At 64.7% G+C, this 16,014-nt stretch carries 9 protein-coding genes; all 9 read left to right on the forward strand.

Features of this window, described 5'->3' with window-relative positions; translation table 11 throughout:
• Positions 1-40: 40 nt before the first annotated feature.
• Positions 41-565, forward strand: a complete 525-nt coding sequence (locus tag NFX52_RS02315) for a sigma-70 family RNA polymerase sigma factor (protein WP_055397198.1) — start codon at positions 41-43, stop codon at positions 563-565.
• A 172-nt stretch (positions 566-737) separates the two neighbouring features.
• Complete coding sequence (locus NFX52_RS02320; protein ID WP_055397024.1) at positions 738-986, forward strand: hypothetical protein; 249 nt, start codon at positions 738-740, stop codon at positions 984-986.
• 308 nt (positions 987-1,294) lie between these two features.
• Positions 1,295-1,567, forward strand: a complete 273-nt coding sequence (locus tag NFX52_RS02325; RefSeq protein WP_055397022.1) for an MbtH family protein — start codon at positions 1,295-1,297, stop codon at positions 1,565-1,567.
• A gap of 8 nt (positions 1,568-1,575) precedes the next feature.
• Positions 1,576-2,316, forward strand: coding sequence for a thioesterase II family protein (locus NFX52_RS02330; protein ID WP_055397195.1), 741 nt, complete (start codon positions 1,576-1,578; stop codon positions 2,314-2,316).
• Positions 2,294-3,019 (forward strand): 4'-phosphopantetheinyl transferase family protein, encoded by a 726-nt coding sequence (locus NFX52_RS02335; protein WP_055397020.1) that lies wholly within the window; start codon positions 2,294-2,296, stop codon positions 3,017-3,019. The genes NFX52_RS02330 and NFX52_RS02335 overlap by 23 nt, the downstream gene beginning before the upstream one ends.
• Before the next feature lie 46 nt (positions 3,020-3,065).
• Positions 3,066-4,043 (forward strand): TauD/TfdA family dioxygenase, encoded by a 978-nt coding sequence (locus tag NFX52_RS02340; protein ID WP_055397018.1) that lies wholly within the window; start codon positions 3,066-3,068, stop codon positions 4,041-4,043.
• Between the two features lie 25 nt (positions 4,044-4,068).
• A complete protein-coding gene (locus NFX52_RS02345; RefSeq protein ID WP_252635362.1) occupies positions 4,069-9,408 on the forward strand; it encodes a non-ribosomal peptide synthetase in 5,340 nt (1,779 codons plus the stop codon).
• A complete protein-coding gene (locus NFX52_RS02350) occupies positions 9,405-13,958 on the forward strand; it encodes a type I polyketide synthase (RefSeq protein ID WP_055397014.1) in 4,554 nt (1,517 codons plus the stop codon). The genes NFX52_RS02345 and NFX52_RS02350 overlap by 4 nt, the downstream gene beginning before the upstream one ends.
• 9 nt (positions 13,959-13,967) lie before the next feature.
• On the forward strand, positions 13,968-16,014 hold a 2,047-nt coding region (locus NFX52_RS02355; protein WP_252635363.1), incomplete at its 3' end, for a condensation domain-containing protein.

Here is a 16,014-nt window from a genome sequence, read left to right on the forward strand (position 1 = left end):
GTGCCGCCCCTGGGTGGCCGACCTGAGCAGGGAGGTCTTCATGACGACATCTGATCCGCCGAAACATGCGCTGGTCGAGGTCTATCTCGCGCGCCGCAGCGATCTTCGCTCGATTGCCTCCAAGATCGTCGGCCGCCACGACCAGGTTGACGATGTCTTGCAGGATGCCTACCTCAAACTGGTCGACGGCGTGTGTGCCCGGGAAGTGCTGAACCCGTTCGGCTACTGCTGCCAGGTCGTGCGGAACATGGCTCTCGACTATTGCCGGCGCCGCGTGGTGGAAGGCAGTTGCATTGTCAGCAGCCCGGATGGCGATCTGCCCGAGGTCGAGGGCGGCAAACCGGCCGATGCGGGCTTCGACGAGCGCCGGATGCTCGAGCGGATCGAGGTCGCTCTCGCTGCGCTGCCGCCAAGGACGCGGTTCGTGTTCGAACTGTATCGCCTGGAAGGCAAGACCCAGCGGGAGATCGCCAAGATCGTGGGCGTCTCGGCCACACTCGTGAATTTCATGATCAAGGATGTGATGACGGCGCTGGCAGGCTGCCGCGACATCCTCGACGACTGACGGCGCCAGGGGTGCGTATGCTCCCCACCGGGGGCGGTCAGAGCGGTTTCGTCGTCCAGGCAACATCACCGTGATGCATGCACGCCGGTGTCGATACCGGTTGTAGCACTCTGGTCACGGTACTTTCATCTTGATATTGTTGGAGGCATCGCTGCATGACTGCGCTCCTTCCATGAACAACGAACCTTCGACTCGCCAAGACGCCTGCTGGGACGCTGCCTGGACCTGGGTTCAGAGGCAGCATGAGGTGGGGTTTGGCGATCCGGCCTTCAACGCAGAGTTGGCAGCCTGGCTGCAGGCTGATCTAGCCAACCGGGCGGCCTACGACAAGGCGGCAAAGATCTGGCTGCTTGCGGGTCTGGTGCCGCCGGTCAACGATTTTTCGCCACCATCCCGAGGTGGCGACCCTGCCGGCGAATGAGCATCGCGGGCGGGGTGTAGTTCTCCATACTTCCCTTTCACTGCAAATGGCGGCGACCGGTCTCCGGTAGCCGCCATTTGTCTTCATGGGGGCCGCCAAGCGGCTGGCGCGGCTGTCGATGCCCCCTTGCTTGCGCTGTCCTGCTGCGAGCACAGGATCCCGCCGCCATGTCGTGAGACGGGTCGGGACGACGATGGACTAAACAAATTCTCGGCTGCCTCGTCTTGATGGCAAGGACGGGCAATTCACGAGAGGCAACCGCCGCTCGGCGCCCGGCGCCCTTCACCTGCAACGCAAGGAGATGCCAGATGACGACGAGTTGCTTCGATCGCGAGGATGAAACCTTCATCGTCCTCGTCAACCATGAGGACCAGTATTCGATCTGGCCGCACTGGAAAAAGGTGCCCGGTGGCTGGAACGCCGTGACGGACGATAAGGGTGTCCAGATCAAGGGTGACAAGAAGACCGTTCTCGAATACGTCGAGAAGACCTGGACCGACATGCGCCCGCTGTCGCTGCGCAAGTGGATGGACGAGCAGGCCGCCAAGGTGGTGGACGCTTCCGCCGTAGCCACCCAGTGATGCCTTCCATGCGGCCCCCGTACGTCGACCTGCTGGCTCTGCCGTGCGCAGGCGCGAGCGCCACCATGTACCTGCGCTGGCGTCGTCTGCTCCCCGAGTGGATTCGCATCGTTCCCGTGGAGCTGCCGGGCCGGGGTGGTCGCCTGGGCGAGCCCTTCGTCGAGGATTTCGAGCAGCTCGTTGCGCAGCTTTGCGATGAGCATGCCGACTCGCTGCGCGGCCGCTACGCCCTCTTCGGACACAGCATGGGCGCCTTGGTGGCCTATGGCATTGCCCAGCGCCAGCGCGCGCTGGAGCGGCCCTTGCCGTGGGCGCTGTTTGCGTCCGCCAGCCCGGCGCCGTCGCAGCGGGATCCGCAGCGTTTCGCCGGCAAGAACGACGACGCAGCCTTGGTCGCCGATTTGCGCAAGCAGGGCGGCACGCCGGACGAGGTGTTTGCCAGCGAGGAACTGCTGCGGCTCACGCTCGACACCTTGGGGGCCGACTACCGCGTGTGCGAGAGCTTTCGGCATGTCGAGTCCGCGCCGTTGCCTGTTCCCGTCCATGTCTTTGCGGGCAAGAACGACGACATCGCCGCTGACCGCATCGAGGCGTGGCGCCAGGAGGCGGGTGCTCGGTTCTCTCTGGACTGGTTCGACGGCGGGCACTTCTTCATTCGTCCGTGCGAGCGGGAGGTGTTGGCGGCCGTCGTGCGCGATCTGGTGCATCGATTTTCTGGAGCAGAGCATGCAGCAGCTTGCACTGCCTGATTCCGTACCTGCACACGTCCAGGTCTGGCGGCTTGACCTGGACCTTGCCGCGCCCGTGGCCGACGCTGATTGGGCGGTCCTCGCCGAGGACGAGGGGGCGAGGGCGCTTCGGTACGCGAAGGCCGAGGATCGCGTGCGCTACGCGACCACCCGCGCCGCTTTGCGGCGTCTGCTTGCCTCTCGGACGCGGCGTCGCCCACAAGATCTGCGCTTTTTCGTTGACGCCCGGGGAAAGCCGCAGCATGCCCAGCCGTGTGGGGCGGATCTGCGCGTGGAGTTCAACGTGTCCCATGCCGGCTCCCATGCGCTCATCGCGATTTCTGACTGCGGCGCCGTCGGTGTGGACATCGAGCGCTGCGATCCGTCACTCGACGTTCCGAGTCTGGAACTGCAGGTGCTTTCTGCCCGCGAACGGCAGATGGATGCCGGACGGCAGCCCGGGTTCTTCGAGCGCTGGGTGGCGAAGGAGGCGGTGCTCAAGGCGGTCGGTGTGGGCGTGGCCGACCACCTCCAGCGGCTCTCCGTGGAACAGCCCGCAGCGGGCGACGACTGTCGCTATCGCCTGCACGACGCTGAACCTGCTTGGCCCCGGTTGGGCGCATGGCGACTCGATGCCCCCGCGGGATATGCGGCTGCCGTGGCCTGCGCGCTCCACGACGAGCCTCGGCCGTTCCTCAGGCGCGCTGCTGCGGCGCAGTGTTAGCGGACAGGCCGCTCAAGACGATTTTGGCTGATGGGAAGGACTCGACATGAATGAGGTATTGACTCGATTCGAACGCAAGGCGCCGGTGGGATCCGATCTGCCCGTGCTGATCACGCCGTCCATGCCGGGGGAGTCGCTGCTGGACGCGCAGCATCGGTTGCGCTCAGACATCGAATCCATGGTCTCGACCGTCGGAGGCGTGCTGCTGCGGGGGTTCGATGTGCCCAGCGTGGAAGACTTCCGTGCATTTGCGGCGGGCTTCGGTCATCCGCTGCTTTCCTACGATTTTGGCTCTACCCCGCGCACGGAGGTGGGCGGCGGCGTCTACACGACGACCGAGTACCCGGCCCACCAGTCAATTCCGCTGCACAACGAACAAGCCTACACCCGCATGTGGCCCATGAAGGCCTGGTTCCACTGCGTCACGCCGGCTGCGGAGGGCGGCGAGACACCGATTGCCGACAGCCGGGCGATCTACCGGCGCATGCCTGCGGCAATTCGGGATCGCTTTGCGCCCGGGATCATTTACGTGCGCAACTTCGGTGACTTCGATGTGCCTTGGCAGAAGGTGTTCAACACCGAGAGCCGTGACGAGGTCGAAGCGTTTTGCCGCAAGGCTGCGATCCGCTGGGAGTGGAAGCCCGACGGGGACTTGCGTACCACGCAGCTGTGCCAAGCCGTCGAGACCCATCCGGTCACCGGTGAGTTGGTGTGGTTCAACCAAGCGCATCTGTTCCACATCTCCAACCTGCAGCCCGAGGTGCGCGAATCGCTGGAGGAGTTGCTGGGCATCGAGAACGTGCCGCGCAACACCTACTTCGCCGATGGCTCCCCGATTCCCGACGCCATGCTCGATGAAGTGCGGGCCGTGTTGGATGCCGAGACAGTGTCGTTCCTGTGGGAGAAGGGGGACGTCACGATGCTCGACAACATGTTGATCGCCCATGCGCGTTCGCCCTTCAAGGGGCCACGCAAAGTGGTCGTGGCGATGGCCGAGCCCCACGACAACCTGGACAAGTTCTGAGCCTGGCGGCCAGCAAGGACACCCGATGACGATTCAAAACATCTCTCCGGATCACGCCTTCACTCCTCCGGACAACTTCGTCGAATGCCTTCGGCGCCTCGCGGCGGACCGGCCGGAGGATGTGGCGTTGATCGTCGCGGAAGAGCGGGATGGCCAACTTGTTGAAGCGGCGCTCACCTATCGGGCGTTCGACCAACGCGTGCGAGCCCTGGCTGCTTTGCTGCAGCGCCGCTTCGACCAGGGCGACCGGGTGCTGATCCTGCTGGACAACGACGGTGACTACGCCGCCAGCATGTTCGCGTGCTTCTTTGCGGGCGTGATCGCGGTGCCGGCGTTTCCCCCCGAGTCGATTCGCCCTCAGCATCTGGCGCGCCTGACGGGCATCGCCGCCGATGCCCAGGCACGCGGCATCCTCACCGCCAGTGCGATTCGGAGCTTGGTTGGCGGGGCCGCCGCGCAGTTTGGCCTGTCGTCGGTGATCGCCGTGGATGAGGTCGACCTCGCCACGGCGGACGAGTGGCATCCGCACGAGCCTGCGCCCGAAGACGTCGCCTTCCTGCAGTACACCTCCGGCTCCACCTCATCTCCCAAGGGCGTGATGGTGACGCACGGCTGCCTGATGGCCAATGAGCGCGCGATCCGCGAAGGGCTCTCCATCGGTGCGGACGACAAGTTCGGCGTGTGGTCGCCACTGTTCCACGACATGGGCTTGATCGGCGGCCTGCTGCAGCCGTTCTACAGCGGCATCCCTTGCGTGCTGTGCTCGCCGCGTTTCTTCCTGGAGCGACCGGTGCGTTGGCTCGAAATGATCTCCCGTCATCGGGTCACGATCAGCGGTGGTCCGGACTTCGCGTATCGGCTGTGCCTGGATAGGGTGAAGGAGACTCAGGTCGACGGACTGGATCTCTCGAGCTGGCGCATTGCCTATACCGGTGCCGAGCCGGTGCGGCATGACACCATGGACGCCTTCATCGAGCGCTATGCGCCGATTGGATTCCAGGCTGGCGCCGTGTATCCGTGCTACGGCCTCGCCGAGGCCACGCTCTTCGTGACCGGCGGGCGACGCGGCAGCGGCATGGTGGTGAACCGGTTCGATGCCGACGCGTTGTCGCGGCGCTCAGCCGTGGAGGCGGCCGGTGGCACGGCGCTGGTCGGTTGCGGCCGGGTGCCTTCCGCCCATGAGATCCGCATCGCCGATCCGCAGACCGGCGAGGTTGCTGCGGCAGGCGCCATCGGTGAGGTCTGGGCTGCTGGCCCCAGCATTGCTGCGGGTTACTGGAACAAACCGCGCGAGACGGCAGAGGCTTTCGTCGAGCGCGACGGCACCCGTTGGCTGCGCACCGGCGACCTCGGCTTCGTGCGCGAGGGTGAGCTCTTTGTGGCCGGCCGGCTCAAGGACATGATCATCGTGCGCGGGCACAACCTCTACCCGCAGGACATCGAGCGCGCCGTCGAAGCCGAGGTGGAGGCGGTGCGCAAGGGCAGAGTGACGGCCTTCGCGGTGGAAGTTGATGGGCAGGAAGGCGTCGGCCTCGCGGCCGAGGTGCCGCGCGGACTGCAGAAGCTCATTGCACCCCAGGCGTTGGCCGATGCGCTGAGTGCGGTGGTGAGCGAACAGTGTGGCGAGGCGCCGCGGGTTGTGGTGCTGCTCAATCCAGGTGCGCTGCCCAAGACGTCGAGCGGCAAGCTGCAGCGCAGCGCCTGCCGCAAGGGATGGATGGAGCGGTCGCTGGATGCCTATGCACTCTTCGAGGGCGGTCGCGCCGTTGGTGGGCGGGAAGGTGATGCGGAGTCTGCCGGCATCGACGCACCGCCGCTCGATGAATTGGCGCGGGCGCTCGCCGACGTTTGGCGTGACGTTCTCAAGCACGATGCAGCACGGCCTTATGCTGGCGACGCGCACTTCTTCGCTCTGGGCGGAAACTCGCTCGCAGCGGTGCAACTGGCAGCGCGCATTGCGCAGCGGTGGGAGTGCGATTTCCCGCCACGCCTGGTGTTCGAGCATCCCCGCCTGCAGGACCAAGGCGCAGCGATCCGGCGCAGCCAGCAAGCGGGCGTGCGGGAGTCGGCATCCGTCATCCCGGTGCTGTCTGCGGAGCACCGCGCCCAGCCCCTGCCGCTCTCATCGGCCCAGCAGCGACAGTGGTTCTTGTGGCAGCTTGATCCGCAAAGTACCGCCTACCATGTCCACGGTGCGCTGCGGCTCAGCGGCGCGCTCGATGCCGAAGCCATGCGCGAGGCCGTCGCCGGCTTGGCCCAGCGGCACGAGTCGCTGCGCACACTGTTCCGTGTGCGAGCGGACGGCGAAGTGGAGCAGATCGTCCAGCCGGGCGGTTCGCTGGATCTGCATCTGATCGACCTGCGCGATGCCGCGGACACCGAGCGGGAGGCACGCACGGCCGAGGCCCTGGGTGCACTCAACGCCCAGCCCTTCGATCTCACCCGCGGGCCGCTGGTGCGAGCCGCCCTCGTCCGGCTGGCCGATCAGGTTCATGTCCTGGCGCTGGTGATGCATCACATCGTCTCCGACGGGGCGTCGATGCAGATCCTCGTGGATGAGCTGGCGGCGCTCTACGCGGCGCGGCTTGCCGGCGCGGGGGCGCCGACCTTACCTGCTCTTGACGTTCAGTACGCGGACTACGCCGCCTGGCAGCACGGCCAGCCGGACAAGGACGCACATGAACACCAGTTGGCGTTCTGGAGCAAGCAACTCGAGGTTGAGCCGGGTGAAGCGCAGCCGGTGCTTGCATTGCCCGCCGATCATCCGCGCCAGCCGGTGGCCCGCTACCGTGCAGCCCAGCACGGCTTCGAGCTTCCGGCTGAACTGCTGGTGGGTTTGCGCGGGTTGACCGAGTCCCACGGGGCGACGCTCTTCACCGTGCTCTTGGCCGCTCTCCAGGCGCTGCTGTACCGCTATACCGGCCAGCACGACATCCGCGTCGGCGTGCCGGTCGCCAACCGCGGCCGTCCCGAGTTGCAGGCGGTGGTCGGCTTCTTCGTCAACACGCTTGTTTTGCGCTTGCGTCTCGACGGGCGCATGGGCCTTACCCAGGTTCTGGCTCTGGCCAGAGAGGCTGGGCTCGGTGCTCAGTCGAACCAGGACCTGCCCTTCGAGCAACTCGTCGAGGTGCTGCAGCCCGAGCGCAGCCTGAGCCACAGTCCCTTGTTCCAGGTGATGTTCAACCACCTTCAGGAGGACTACGGCGCGTTTGCGCGCCAGACCGGTCTGGTCGTGGAGAGGCTGCCGCTGCTCGAACAGGAAGCGCAGTTCGAATTGACGCTGGACACCCGTGAGCATTCGGACGGTCGTGTGACTGCCCATCTGACCTATGCGCGCGGCCTGTTCGAGCCGTCGCGCATCGAGCGTCTGGCCGGCCATTACATCGTGCTGCTGCGTGCGCTGGTCGAGCGGCCCGAGCAGGCGCTGGGCGACGTTGCAATGCTGGACGGCGAGGAGCTGGGACAGATCGAGCAATGGGCGCAGAACGCGCAGCGCTACCCCGATGCGGAGCCTGTTCATCGCCTGATCGAACGCCAGGTGAAGCATCGGCCCAATGCGACAGCCTTGATCCTGGGCGAGGAGGCCTTGAGCTATGCGGAGCTCGACGCCCGCGCCAATCGCCTTGCACACCGGTTGATTGGCCTGGGGGTGACGACGGAGCAGCGGGTGGGCCTGGCGGTCGAGCGCTCGATCGACATGATCGTGGCTTTGCTGGGCGTCCTGAAGGCGGGCGGGGTCTTTGTCCCTTTGGATCCTCAGTATCCGGCCGAGCGGCTGGCTGCCATGGCTGAGGATAGCCGAATCCGACTCGTGCTTGCACAAAGCCACGTCCGCGAGCGGCTTCCCGCCGGACAAGCGCTGCATGTACTGGCGCTGGACGAACTGGATCTCGATGGCGAGTCGGACCACACGCCTGTGATCGCACTGCACGGCGAGAACCTCGCCTATGTCATCTACACCTCCGGTTCAACCGGCAAGCCCAAGGGCGTGGCTGTCGCGCATCGCGCGCTCGTTGAGCACGCCCAGCTGTCGGCGGCGTTTTCCAGCCTGACGCCGGACGACCGGATGCTCCAGTTCGCGACGCTGAATTTCGATGGCTTCATTGAGCAGCTGTTTCCGCCGCTGATCCTGGGGGCGACCGTCGTCCTGCGTGGGACGGATCTATGGAGTCCGGACGAGTTCCTGCGCGAGGTGCGCGAACGCCGCATCAGCATCGTCGATCTGCCGACCGCTTACTGGTTCGCGCTGATCCAGTCGTTCGTCCGTACCGGACAACGCGATTACGGCAGTCTGCGCGAGGTTCATATCGGCGGCGAGGCAATGCCAGCCGAGGCAGTACCGGTCTGGAACGAGGCTGGCCTGAGCGGGGTGAAGCTTCTCAATACCTACGGACCGACTGAGGCGGTGGTCGTCGCCTCCCTGCTTGATTGCACCGCCCATGTTGCGGGTGAACGTGCTCTGCCGGTTCACATGCCAATCGGCCGGCCACTGCCGGGCCGCAGTTTGCGCGTGCTGGATGTTGATCTGCAGCCGGTACCGGCCGGTGTGGCGGGCGAGCTGTACATCGGCGGCCCGCTGCTCGCCCGCGGCTACCTGGACCGGGCAGGACTCACCGCGGAGCGTTTCGTTGCTGACCCCTTCGACGCGGATGGCGGCCGTCTGTACCGCACCGGCGACCGCGTACGCTGGAATGCTGATGGGGACTTGGAATACCTGGGGCGCATCGACCATCAGGTGAAGGTGCGCGGCTTCCGCGTCGAGTTGGGCGAGATCGAGGCGCAGTTGCTGGCGCAGCCCGAGGTCCGGGAGGCAGTGGTGGTGGCGAAGGATGCCCGGCTGGTCGCCTATGTGTCGCCGCACAGGGGAAGGGCGCTCGATGTGCGCGAACTGCGCGCCCGGCTCACCCGTGTGCTTCCGGACTACATGGTGCCCGGCGTGGTCGTGTCGCTGGAATCCTTGCCGCTGAACCCGAATGGCAAGGTGGATCGGCGCGCACTGCCCCAACCCGAACGCCCGAGCCGGCTCACATTCGAGGCCCCGCAAGGTGAAGTGGAGGCAGTGCTGGCGCAGCTCTGGGCCGAGTTGCTCGGCATCGAGCGCATCGGCCGGCGCGACAACTTCTTTGAGCTGGGAGGGCATTCGCTGCTGCTGCTCAAGCTTCACCAGCGTCTCGATGGCCATTGTTTTGCAGTCACTCCTTCGGTCGTCGATCTGTTCCGGTATCCGACGATCGAGTCCCTGGCCGTGTTTCTGACCACTGGCCCAGCCACGGGCGACACGCGGCAACAAGTTGCAGAGCGGGCGGTACGGCAGCGGCAAGCGTTCTTGCCGCGTCGGCCGCAGATGGAGAGGACCGGCTCATGAGTCATACACCTGAAGCTTTCACTGGCGTCGAGATCGCCATTGTCGGCATGGCTGGTCGCTTTCCAGGTGCCCCGGACGTCGACGCGTTGTGGCGCAATGTCCGCGATGGCGTCGAATCGGTCACCACCCTGGGTGACGAGGACTTGCGCGCACGTGGCGTTTCAGCTGCGGCACTGGCCGATCCGGGCTATGTCAAGAAGGGCCTCCTCCTGGAGGACATCGATCGGTTCGACGCTGACTTCTTTGGCTATTTGCCTCGCGAGGCCGAGCGCATCGATCCGCAGCAGCGCTTGTTCCTGGAGGCGGCGTGGCAGGCCATGGAACACGCCGGCTACGGCGGCGGTACGGGTGCGGCTATGGTCGGTGTCTATGCCGGCAGCGGTCCAAGCCTCTACCTGCTTCAGCATCTGTTGCCGTCGACGAATCTGCGTGACAGTGACATTGCCTCGCTGCTCGGCCTGCTCAATGGCAGCGACCTCGATTCCCTGGTTACGCGCGTCGCATACAAGCTCGATCTGCGTGGACCGGCGGTTGCGGTGCAGACGGCATGCTCCACTTCTCTCGCGGCCGTCCACCTTGCTTGCCGAGGGCTGTTGAACCACGAGGCTGACATGGCCCTGGCCGGCGGCGTCTGGATCAATGTGCTGCAGGGCAGCGGTTACCACTATCAGCCCGGCGCCATTCTGTCACCGGATGGTCACTGCCGTGCCTTCGATGCCAAGGCCGGAGGCACGATGATCGGCAGCGGCGTCGGCGTGGTGGTGCTCAAACGCTTGAACGAGGCGATTGCCGATGGCGACACCATTCATGCCGTCATCAAAGGGTCGGCGATGAACAACGACGGCGCGGCCAAGGTGGGCTACACGGCGCCGAGCGTCGACGGCCAGGCAGCGGTGATTCTCGCAGCGCAGGCCATGGCGGACGTGAGCGCAGACACCATCGGTTACGTCGAGGCGCACGGTACCGGTACCACGCTTGGCGACCCGATCGAGATTGCCGCCTTGACGCAGGCGTTTCGGGGTGGCACCGACCGCAAGGGCCATTGCGCCATCGGTTCGGTGAAGACCAACGTTGGCCATCTGGACGCTGCGGCCGGTGTGACGGGTCTCATCAAGACAGTCATGGCGCTCAAGCACCGCACTTTGCCGCCGAGCCTGAACTTCGATGATCCCAATCCGCAGATCGACTTCTCCGGTAGTCCTTTTTTTGTGAATACCGAGGCCAAGAATTGGCCCGCGGCGCCTACTCCGAGGCGCGCTGGAGTGAGTTCCTTCGGCATGGGTGGAACCAATGTGCATCTGGTTCTGGAAGAAGCACCTCAGGCCAGCGAAGGTGTCACGCAACAGAACGACGCCGGCGCGTCCGGCGGCGGTATGCAGGCACTGATGCTGTCGGCGCGCAGCGCCGCGGCATTGGAGGCGGCCAACCGCGAACTGGCGGGGTACCTGGAGAGGCATCCTGGCCCGCGCCTGGCCGATGTCGCCCACACGCTGCGCGTCGGGCGCAAGCACTTCGGGCATCGCGCGGTTGCGCTCGTTCGCAACCGCGAGGATGCGGTTCACGCGCTCACCCAGCGTGACTCGCTCACTTTCTTCCATGGAGAGGCGCTGTCGGATCGTCCCACGGTGGCTTTCCTTTTTCCTGGCCAGGGTGCGCAGCATACGAATATGGGCCGTGCGTTGTATGAGCGCGAGGCCGTATTTCGGGAGACGGTCGATCGCTGCAGCGAGTTGCTGCGCCCGCACCTGGCACTGGATCTGCGCGAACTGCTGTTTCCTGCGGCCTCGGATGAAACGACGGCCGGAGAGCGACTGGCGCAGACCGCAATCACCCAGCCAGCCCTCTTCGTGGTCGAGTACGCATTCGCTCGGTGGTGGATGCACCAAGGCATCCGGCCCGACGCCATGCTTGGACACAGCATCGGCGAGTACGTGGCTGCCTGCTTGGCCGGTGTGTTCTCGTTGGAGGGTGCATTGAGCATCGTCGCGGCGCGCGGCCGGCTTCTGCAAGCCACGGAGCCTGGCGCCATGTTGGCCGTCAGCCTGCCTGAGACGCAGCTGAAGGCTCACACCTACGCCGGATGCGATCTGGCTGCGGTCAACGCGGCTGATCTGTGTGTGCTCTCTGGTCCTGTCGTGGCGATCGAGCAAGCCGAGCGCGGTCTGGCGAGCAACGGTGTGGCGGTGCGACGCCTGCACGTGTCGCATGCCTTCCACTCGGCCCTGGTCGAACCCATGCTTGGCGAGTTCGAGGCGTTGCTGTCGCGCGTCGAGCTTTCTGCACCTCAGATTCCTTTTGTTTCCAATCTCAGCGGCCGCTGGATCACTGCCGATGAGGCATGCAGTCCGGCTTATTGGGTACGGCATGTGCGCGGTACGGTGCGTTTCACCGATGGATTGGACGAGCTGCTAGCCAAATCCGACCGCGTGCTGCTCGAAGTCGGACCGGGCGAGACCTTGAGCACGCTGGCACGCCGACATGCGCGGGCTGGTGCAAGACCGATGCTGGCATCGCAGTGCCACCCCCAGCGCGCTGCGTACAACGCCGACCAGCCGGTGCGCTGCCTGGCGCAATTGTGGGCAGCGGGAGCTGAGGTCGAGACAGCGCCTCTCTTCTGTGGTGTGTCAGGCCGTCGCGTGCCGCTGCCCACCTATCCGTTTGAACGCCAATCGTACTGGGTGGAGCCGCCCAAGGAACCGGCCAGCAAGGTCGCGGAGAAGCCAGCGTCTGTCGGGCGCGATATTGCCGACTGGTTCTACGTGCCGACGTGGAAGCGTGTTCAGCCCCTGGTGCGGTCTGCGGACGAACCTGCGTCGCCTCGCGGCAGCATGCTGATGATCGGCGACCCAAATGGGCTGACCGACCGGCTGTGCCAACAACTGCGGGCGATGGGTCGAACTGTGGTTCGGGTGCAGCAGGGGCACGAGTTCGCGCAGATGGGGGAGCACCGCTACGCAGTGCGTCCCGGCGAGCGGGCAGAGCTCGAGCGGCTGCTGCACCACGTGGAAGCGGAGGTCGGCCTGCCGTCCGATGTCTGCCATCTGTGGAATGTCGATCTCGGAGACGCTCCGTCGCAACCGCAAGAAGTGCTTGAGCGCAGCTTCTTTAGTCTGCTGGCGCTGGCGCAAGTGCTGGGCGCCGCGGGCGGGCGAAAGGTCTCGCTCACGGTGGTGGCGAACCAGCTTGAGGATGTCACGGGAACCGAGCCTTTGTGCCCGGAAAAAGCGACCCTGCACGGCCCCTGCAAGGTTATGCCGCAGGAGTATCCGCATCTTGTATGCCGGGTGGTCGAGGTGCTGCCTTCTGCCGACGCCGATGTGCTGGACCGGGTCGTGCAGCAGATCGTCGCCGAAATCGCGATGCCAGACGGCGAGTCGCTTGTGGCATACCGCGGCCCGCATCGTTGGGTGAGGGCATTCGAGCCCGCCCATCCCGCACTTCGAGGCGAAGATGCTCCTGTCCAGCGGCTGCGCAAGAACGGCGTCTATCTGATCACTGGCGGCCTGGGCGGTATCGGACTCACATTCGCTCGCTACTTGGCCCGGCAGTGGCAGGCACGGCTGGTACTGATCGGGCGCAACATCTCGTCGGATCAAGCCAAAGCGGTGGCCGAGCTAGAGGCGCTTGGCGCGGAGGTGCTGGCCCTTCAGGCCGATGTGGCCGATGCTGTGCAGATGCGAGCGGCACTCGACGAAGTGCGGCGCCGCTTTGGCGTTTTGCATGGGGTTATCCATGCGGCGGGTGTGGCTGGAGGCGGGATGATCGCGCAGCGGGAGCGTGCGGCGGTAGAGCAGGTGTTCGCGGCGAAGGTGTTAGGCACTCAGGTGTTGATGTCGCAAATCACGAATGAGGCGCGTGATTTCGTTGTGTTCTGCTCTTCGCTCGCCAGCCTCGCTGGCGGCTTGGGCAAGGTCGACTATGCCGCCGCAAATGCCTATCTCGACGCGGCAGCGAATGCCGCGCGTTCTACCGGTGCGCCGGTGGTCTCGATCAATTGGGACGGTTGGCGCGAGGTCGGCATGGCAGCAAGGACCTTGCTACCTGACCAATTTGGGATCGGACCCGAGCAAGGGGTACTGATCTTCGAGCGCGTCGCTGCCGCTGTTTTGCACTCACAAATCGTCGTGTCGACGACCGACCTAAGCGCTCGCCTGGACGTGAAGGGCGACGCCATTCTGTCCATGGCGGTTGCCGAACCGTCCCAACGTCGGCCCGATCACAGCCATCCGCGCCCCCGCATTTCTGCCGAATACGTGGCGCCGGCCGGAGACCTTGAATGTGGCCTGGCTCGCATCTGGACCGATGCGCTCGGCATTGCTCCCCTGGGAGTGAATGACAACCTGTTCGAACTCGGGGGCGACTCGCTTCTGGCAATTCAGTTACTGGCGAAGGTCCGTCATGCCTATGGCGCCGAAATCCATCCCGCGGCCTTCTTTACTACGCCGACGATCGCTGCTTTGGCTCTGCTTGTCGAGGAGCGGCTGATTGAGCAGATCGAGGGGGCGGCCCTCGAGTGCGGAGCATTGATTTCTACCCCCGAAGCTGTGTGAGAGCTGACCATGTCCAAAAATGATTTAGATTCCAGACGGGCGAGGTTGTCCTCAGTCCAACGTGCCGAACTCCAGCGCAGACTCAGTGGAGCCGGAAGCGCACAAACAAGCGAAGTATCAATTCCTTCGTGCCGCAGGTCCGAGCGAATTCCGTTGTCTTATGCTCAACGTAGCCTGTGGCTCACATGGCGGCTCGACCCGACCAGTCCTGCCTACAACATGGCGGGTGGACTGTCGCTTAAGGGATCTCTGGACACGCGCGCTCTCGGGGATGCGTTGGATGGGTTGGTCCGGAGACATGAGATTCTGCGTACCGCGTATCCAGCGGGAGACGACGGGGAACCATTCCAACACATCCTGGATGCGGCAACTGTCGGCCTTCGCCACTTCGATCTGACGAGTGTCCCGCGGGATGCGGTCCGGGACGAGGTGCGGCGACTCCTCGGGCTGTTCGCCGAAGAGTCCTTTTCGTTGGAGGAGGAGGTGCCATTTCGGGCGGCGTTATATCGGCTGAGCGACGACGAGCACTTCTTGGGCTTGTCTCTGCACCACATCGCTGGCGACGGATGGTCTATCGGTATCCTGATCGAGGAGCTTTTCAGCCTGTATGAAGCCCTCAAGACGAAATCGCCCCCGCAGCTACCTCCGATGCCGATTCAGTTCGCCGATTACGCGGTGTGGCAGCGCGAATGGTTCGATGCAGGCGAGCGCGATCGGCAAATGGACTATTGGCGGTCGCGACTCGGCACTGAGCATCCGGTCATCGAGCTTCCGTTGAAGCAGCCGAGGGGAGCCGTGGTGCAACCCCGTGAGGCGCGTCATGTCTTCCAGCTTTCGCGAGAGATCAGCGATCGTCTGCGCGATCTGGGGCGGTCCCGCGGGGGATCGCTGTACATGGTGATGCTGTCGCTGCTGAAACTGACCCTGTACCGTTTCAGCGGCGCACACGATCTGCGTGTCGGCGCACCGGTCGCCAACCGCCAGAAGGCGGAAACGCACGGGTTGATTGGCTACCTCCTCAACCTGCTGGTCTTGCGTACACGAATGCACCCTACACAAAGTTTTGCCGACCTGCTGGACGAGGTTCGCAAGACGGTGTTGGACGCCCAAGCTCATCAGGACCTGCCCTTTGACCTGTTGGTCGAAGCGCTTCAGGCGGAGCGAGCGGCTGGCATACATCCCTTGTTCCAGGTGAAGTGCACCCAGCAGGAGGATGTATCGCGGACGAGATCTCTCGCGGATCTGGATGTCGGGATCGAGCCCATTTCCAGTGGCAGGGTCCATTTCGATCTGAGCCTGGACTTCACTGACCAGGAGACGGGTATTCGATGCGTCCTGATATATGCGGACGCTCTGTTCGACGAGGCCGTCATACGTGGGATCGCCACCGCGCTGGAGGAGTTTGCGGAACAGGTGGTGCTCTTCCCGGGGCGCGCAATTGCCGAGCTTTCCTTGCCGGCCAGATCCTCCGGGGGAGGCAGTGGCCCCTCGTGCACATTCGAAGCGAACGACGTGCTCCAGATGTGGGCACGTGCCGTTGTACGCAATGCAACTGAGGTTGCCGTCAGGGACGAGATCATGGCCCTCTCGTATGCGGCGCTGGATCAACACTCTGACCGTCTTGCTCAAACGCTGATCGAGCGAGGTGTGGGCTGCGATGACCGTGTGGGATTGTTTGCTGAGCGATCATGCGAGTTCGTCGTGGGCGTACTCGCGGTGCTCAAGGCCGGCGGTGCCTATGTACCGCTTGATCCGGCGTTCCCGGCCGAGCGTCTGGCCTATCAGGTGCGCGACAGCGGTGCAGTGTTGATGTTGAGCAGCGGGGAGCAGGGCTGGAACCCGGGTATTCCGGTGCTGCAGCTGGACTTGGCCGAACCGCCTGTGCAGGTGGCGCCTCTTCCAGTTCCGCCGACACATCCCGCACAGGCGGCCTATGTCATTTACACCTCGGGTTCCACGGGGCAGCCCAAGGGCGTGGTCATTAGTCGTGGTGCGCTTGCAAACTACGTGCAGGCGGTGCTGGAGCGGGTCGATCTGCCGGCAGATGCGAGCCAGG

The organism is Acidovorax facilis (assembly GCF_023913775.1).
GTDB lineage: Bacteria > Pseudomonadota > Gammaproteobacteria > Burkholderiales > Burkholderiaceae_C > Acidovorax > Acidovorax facilis.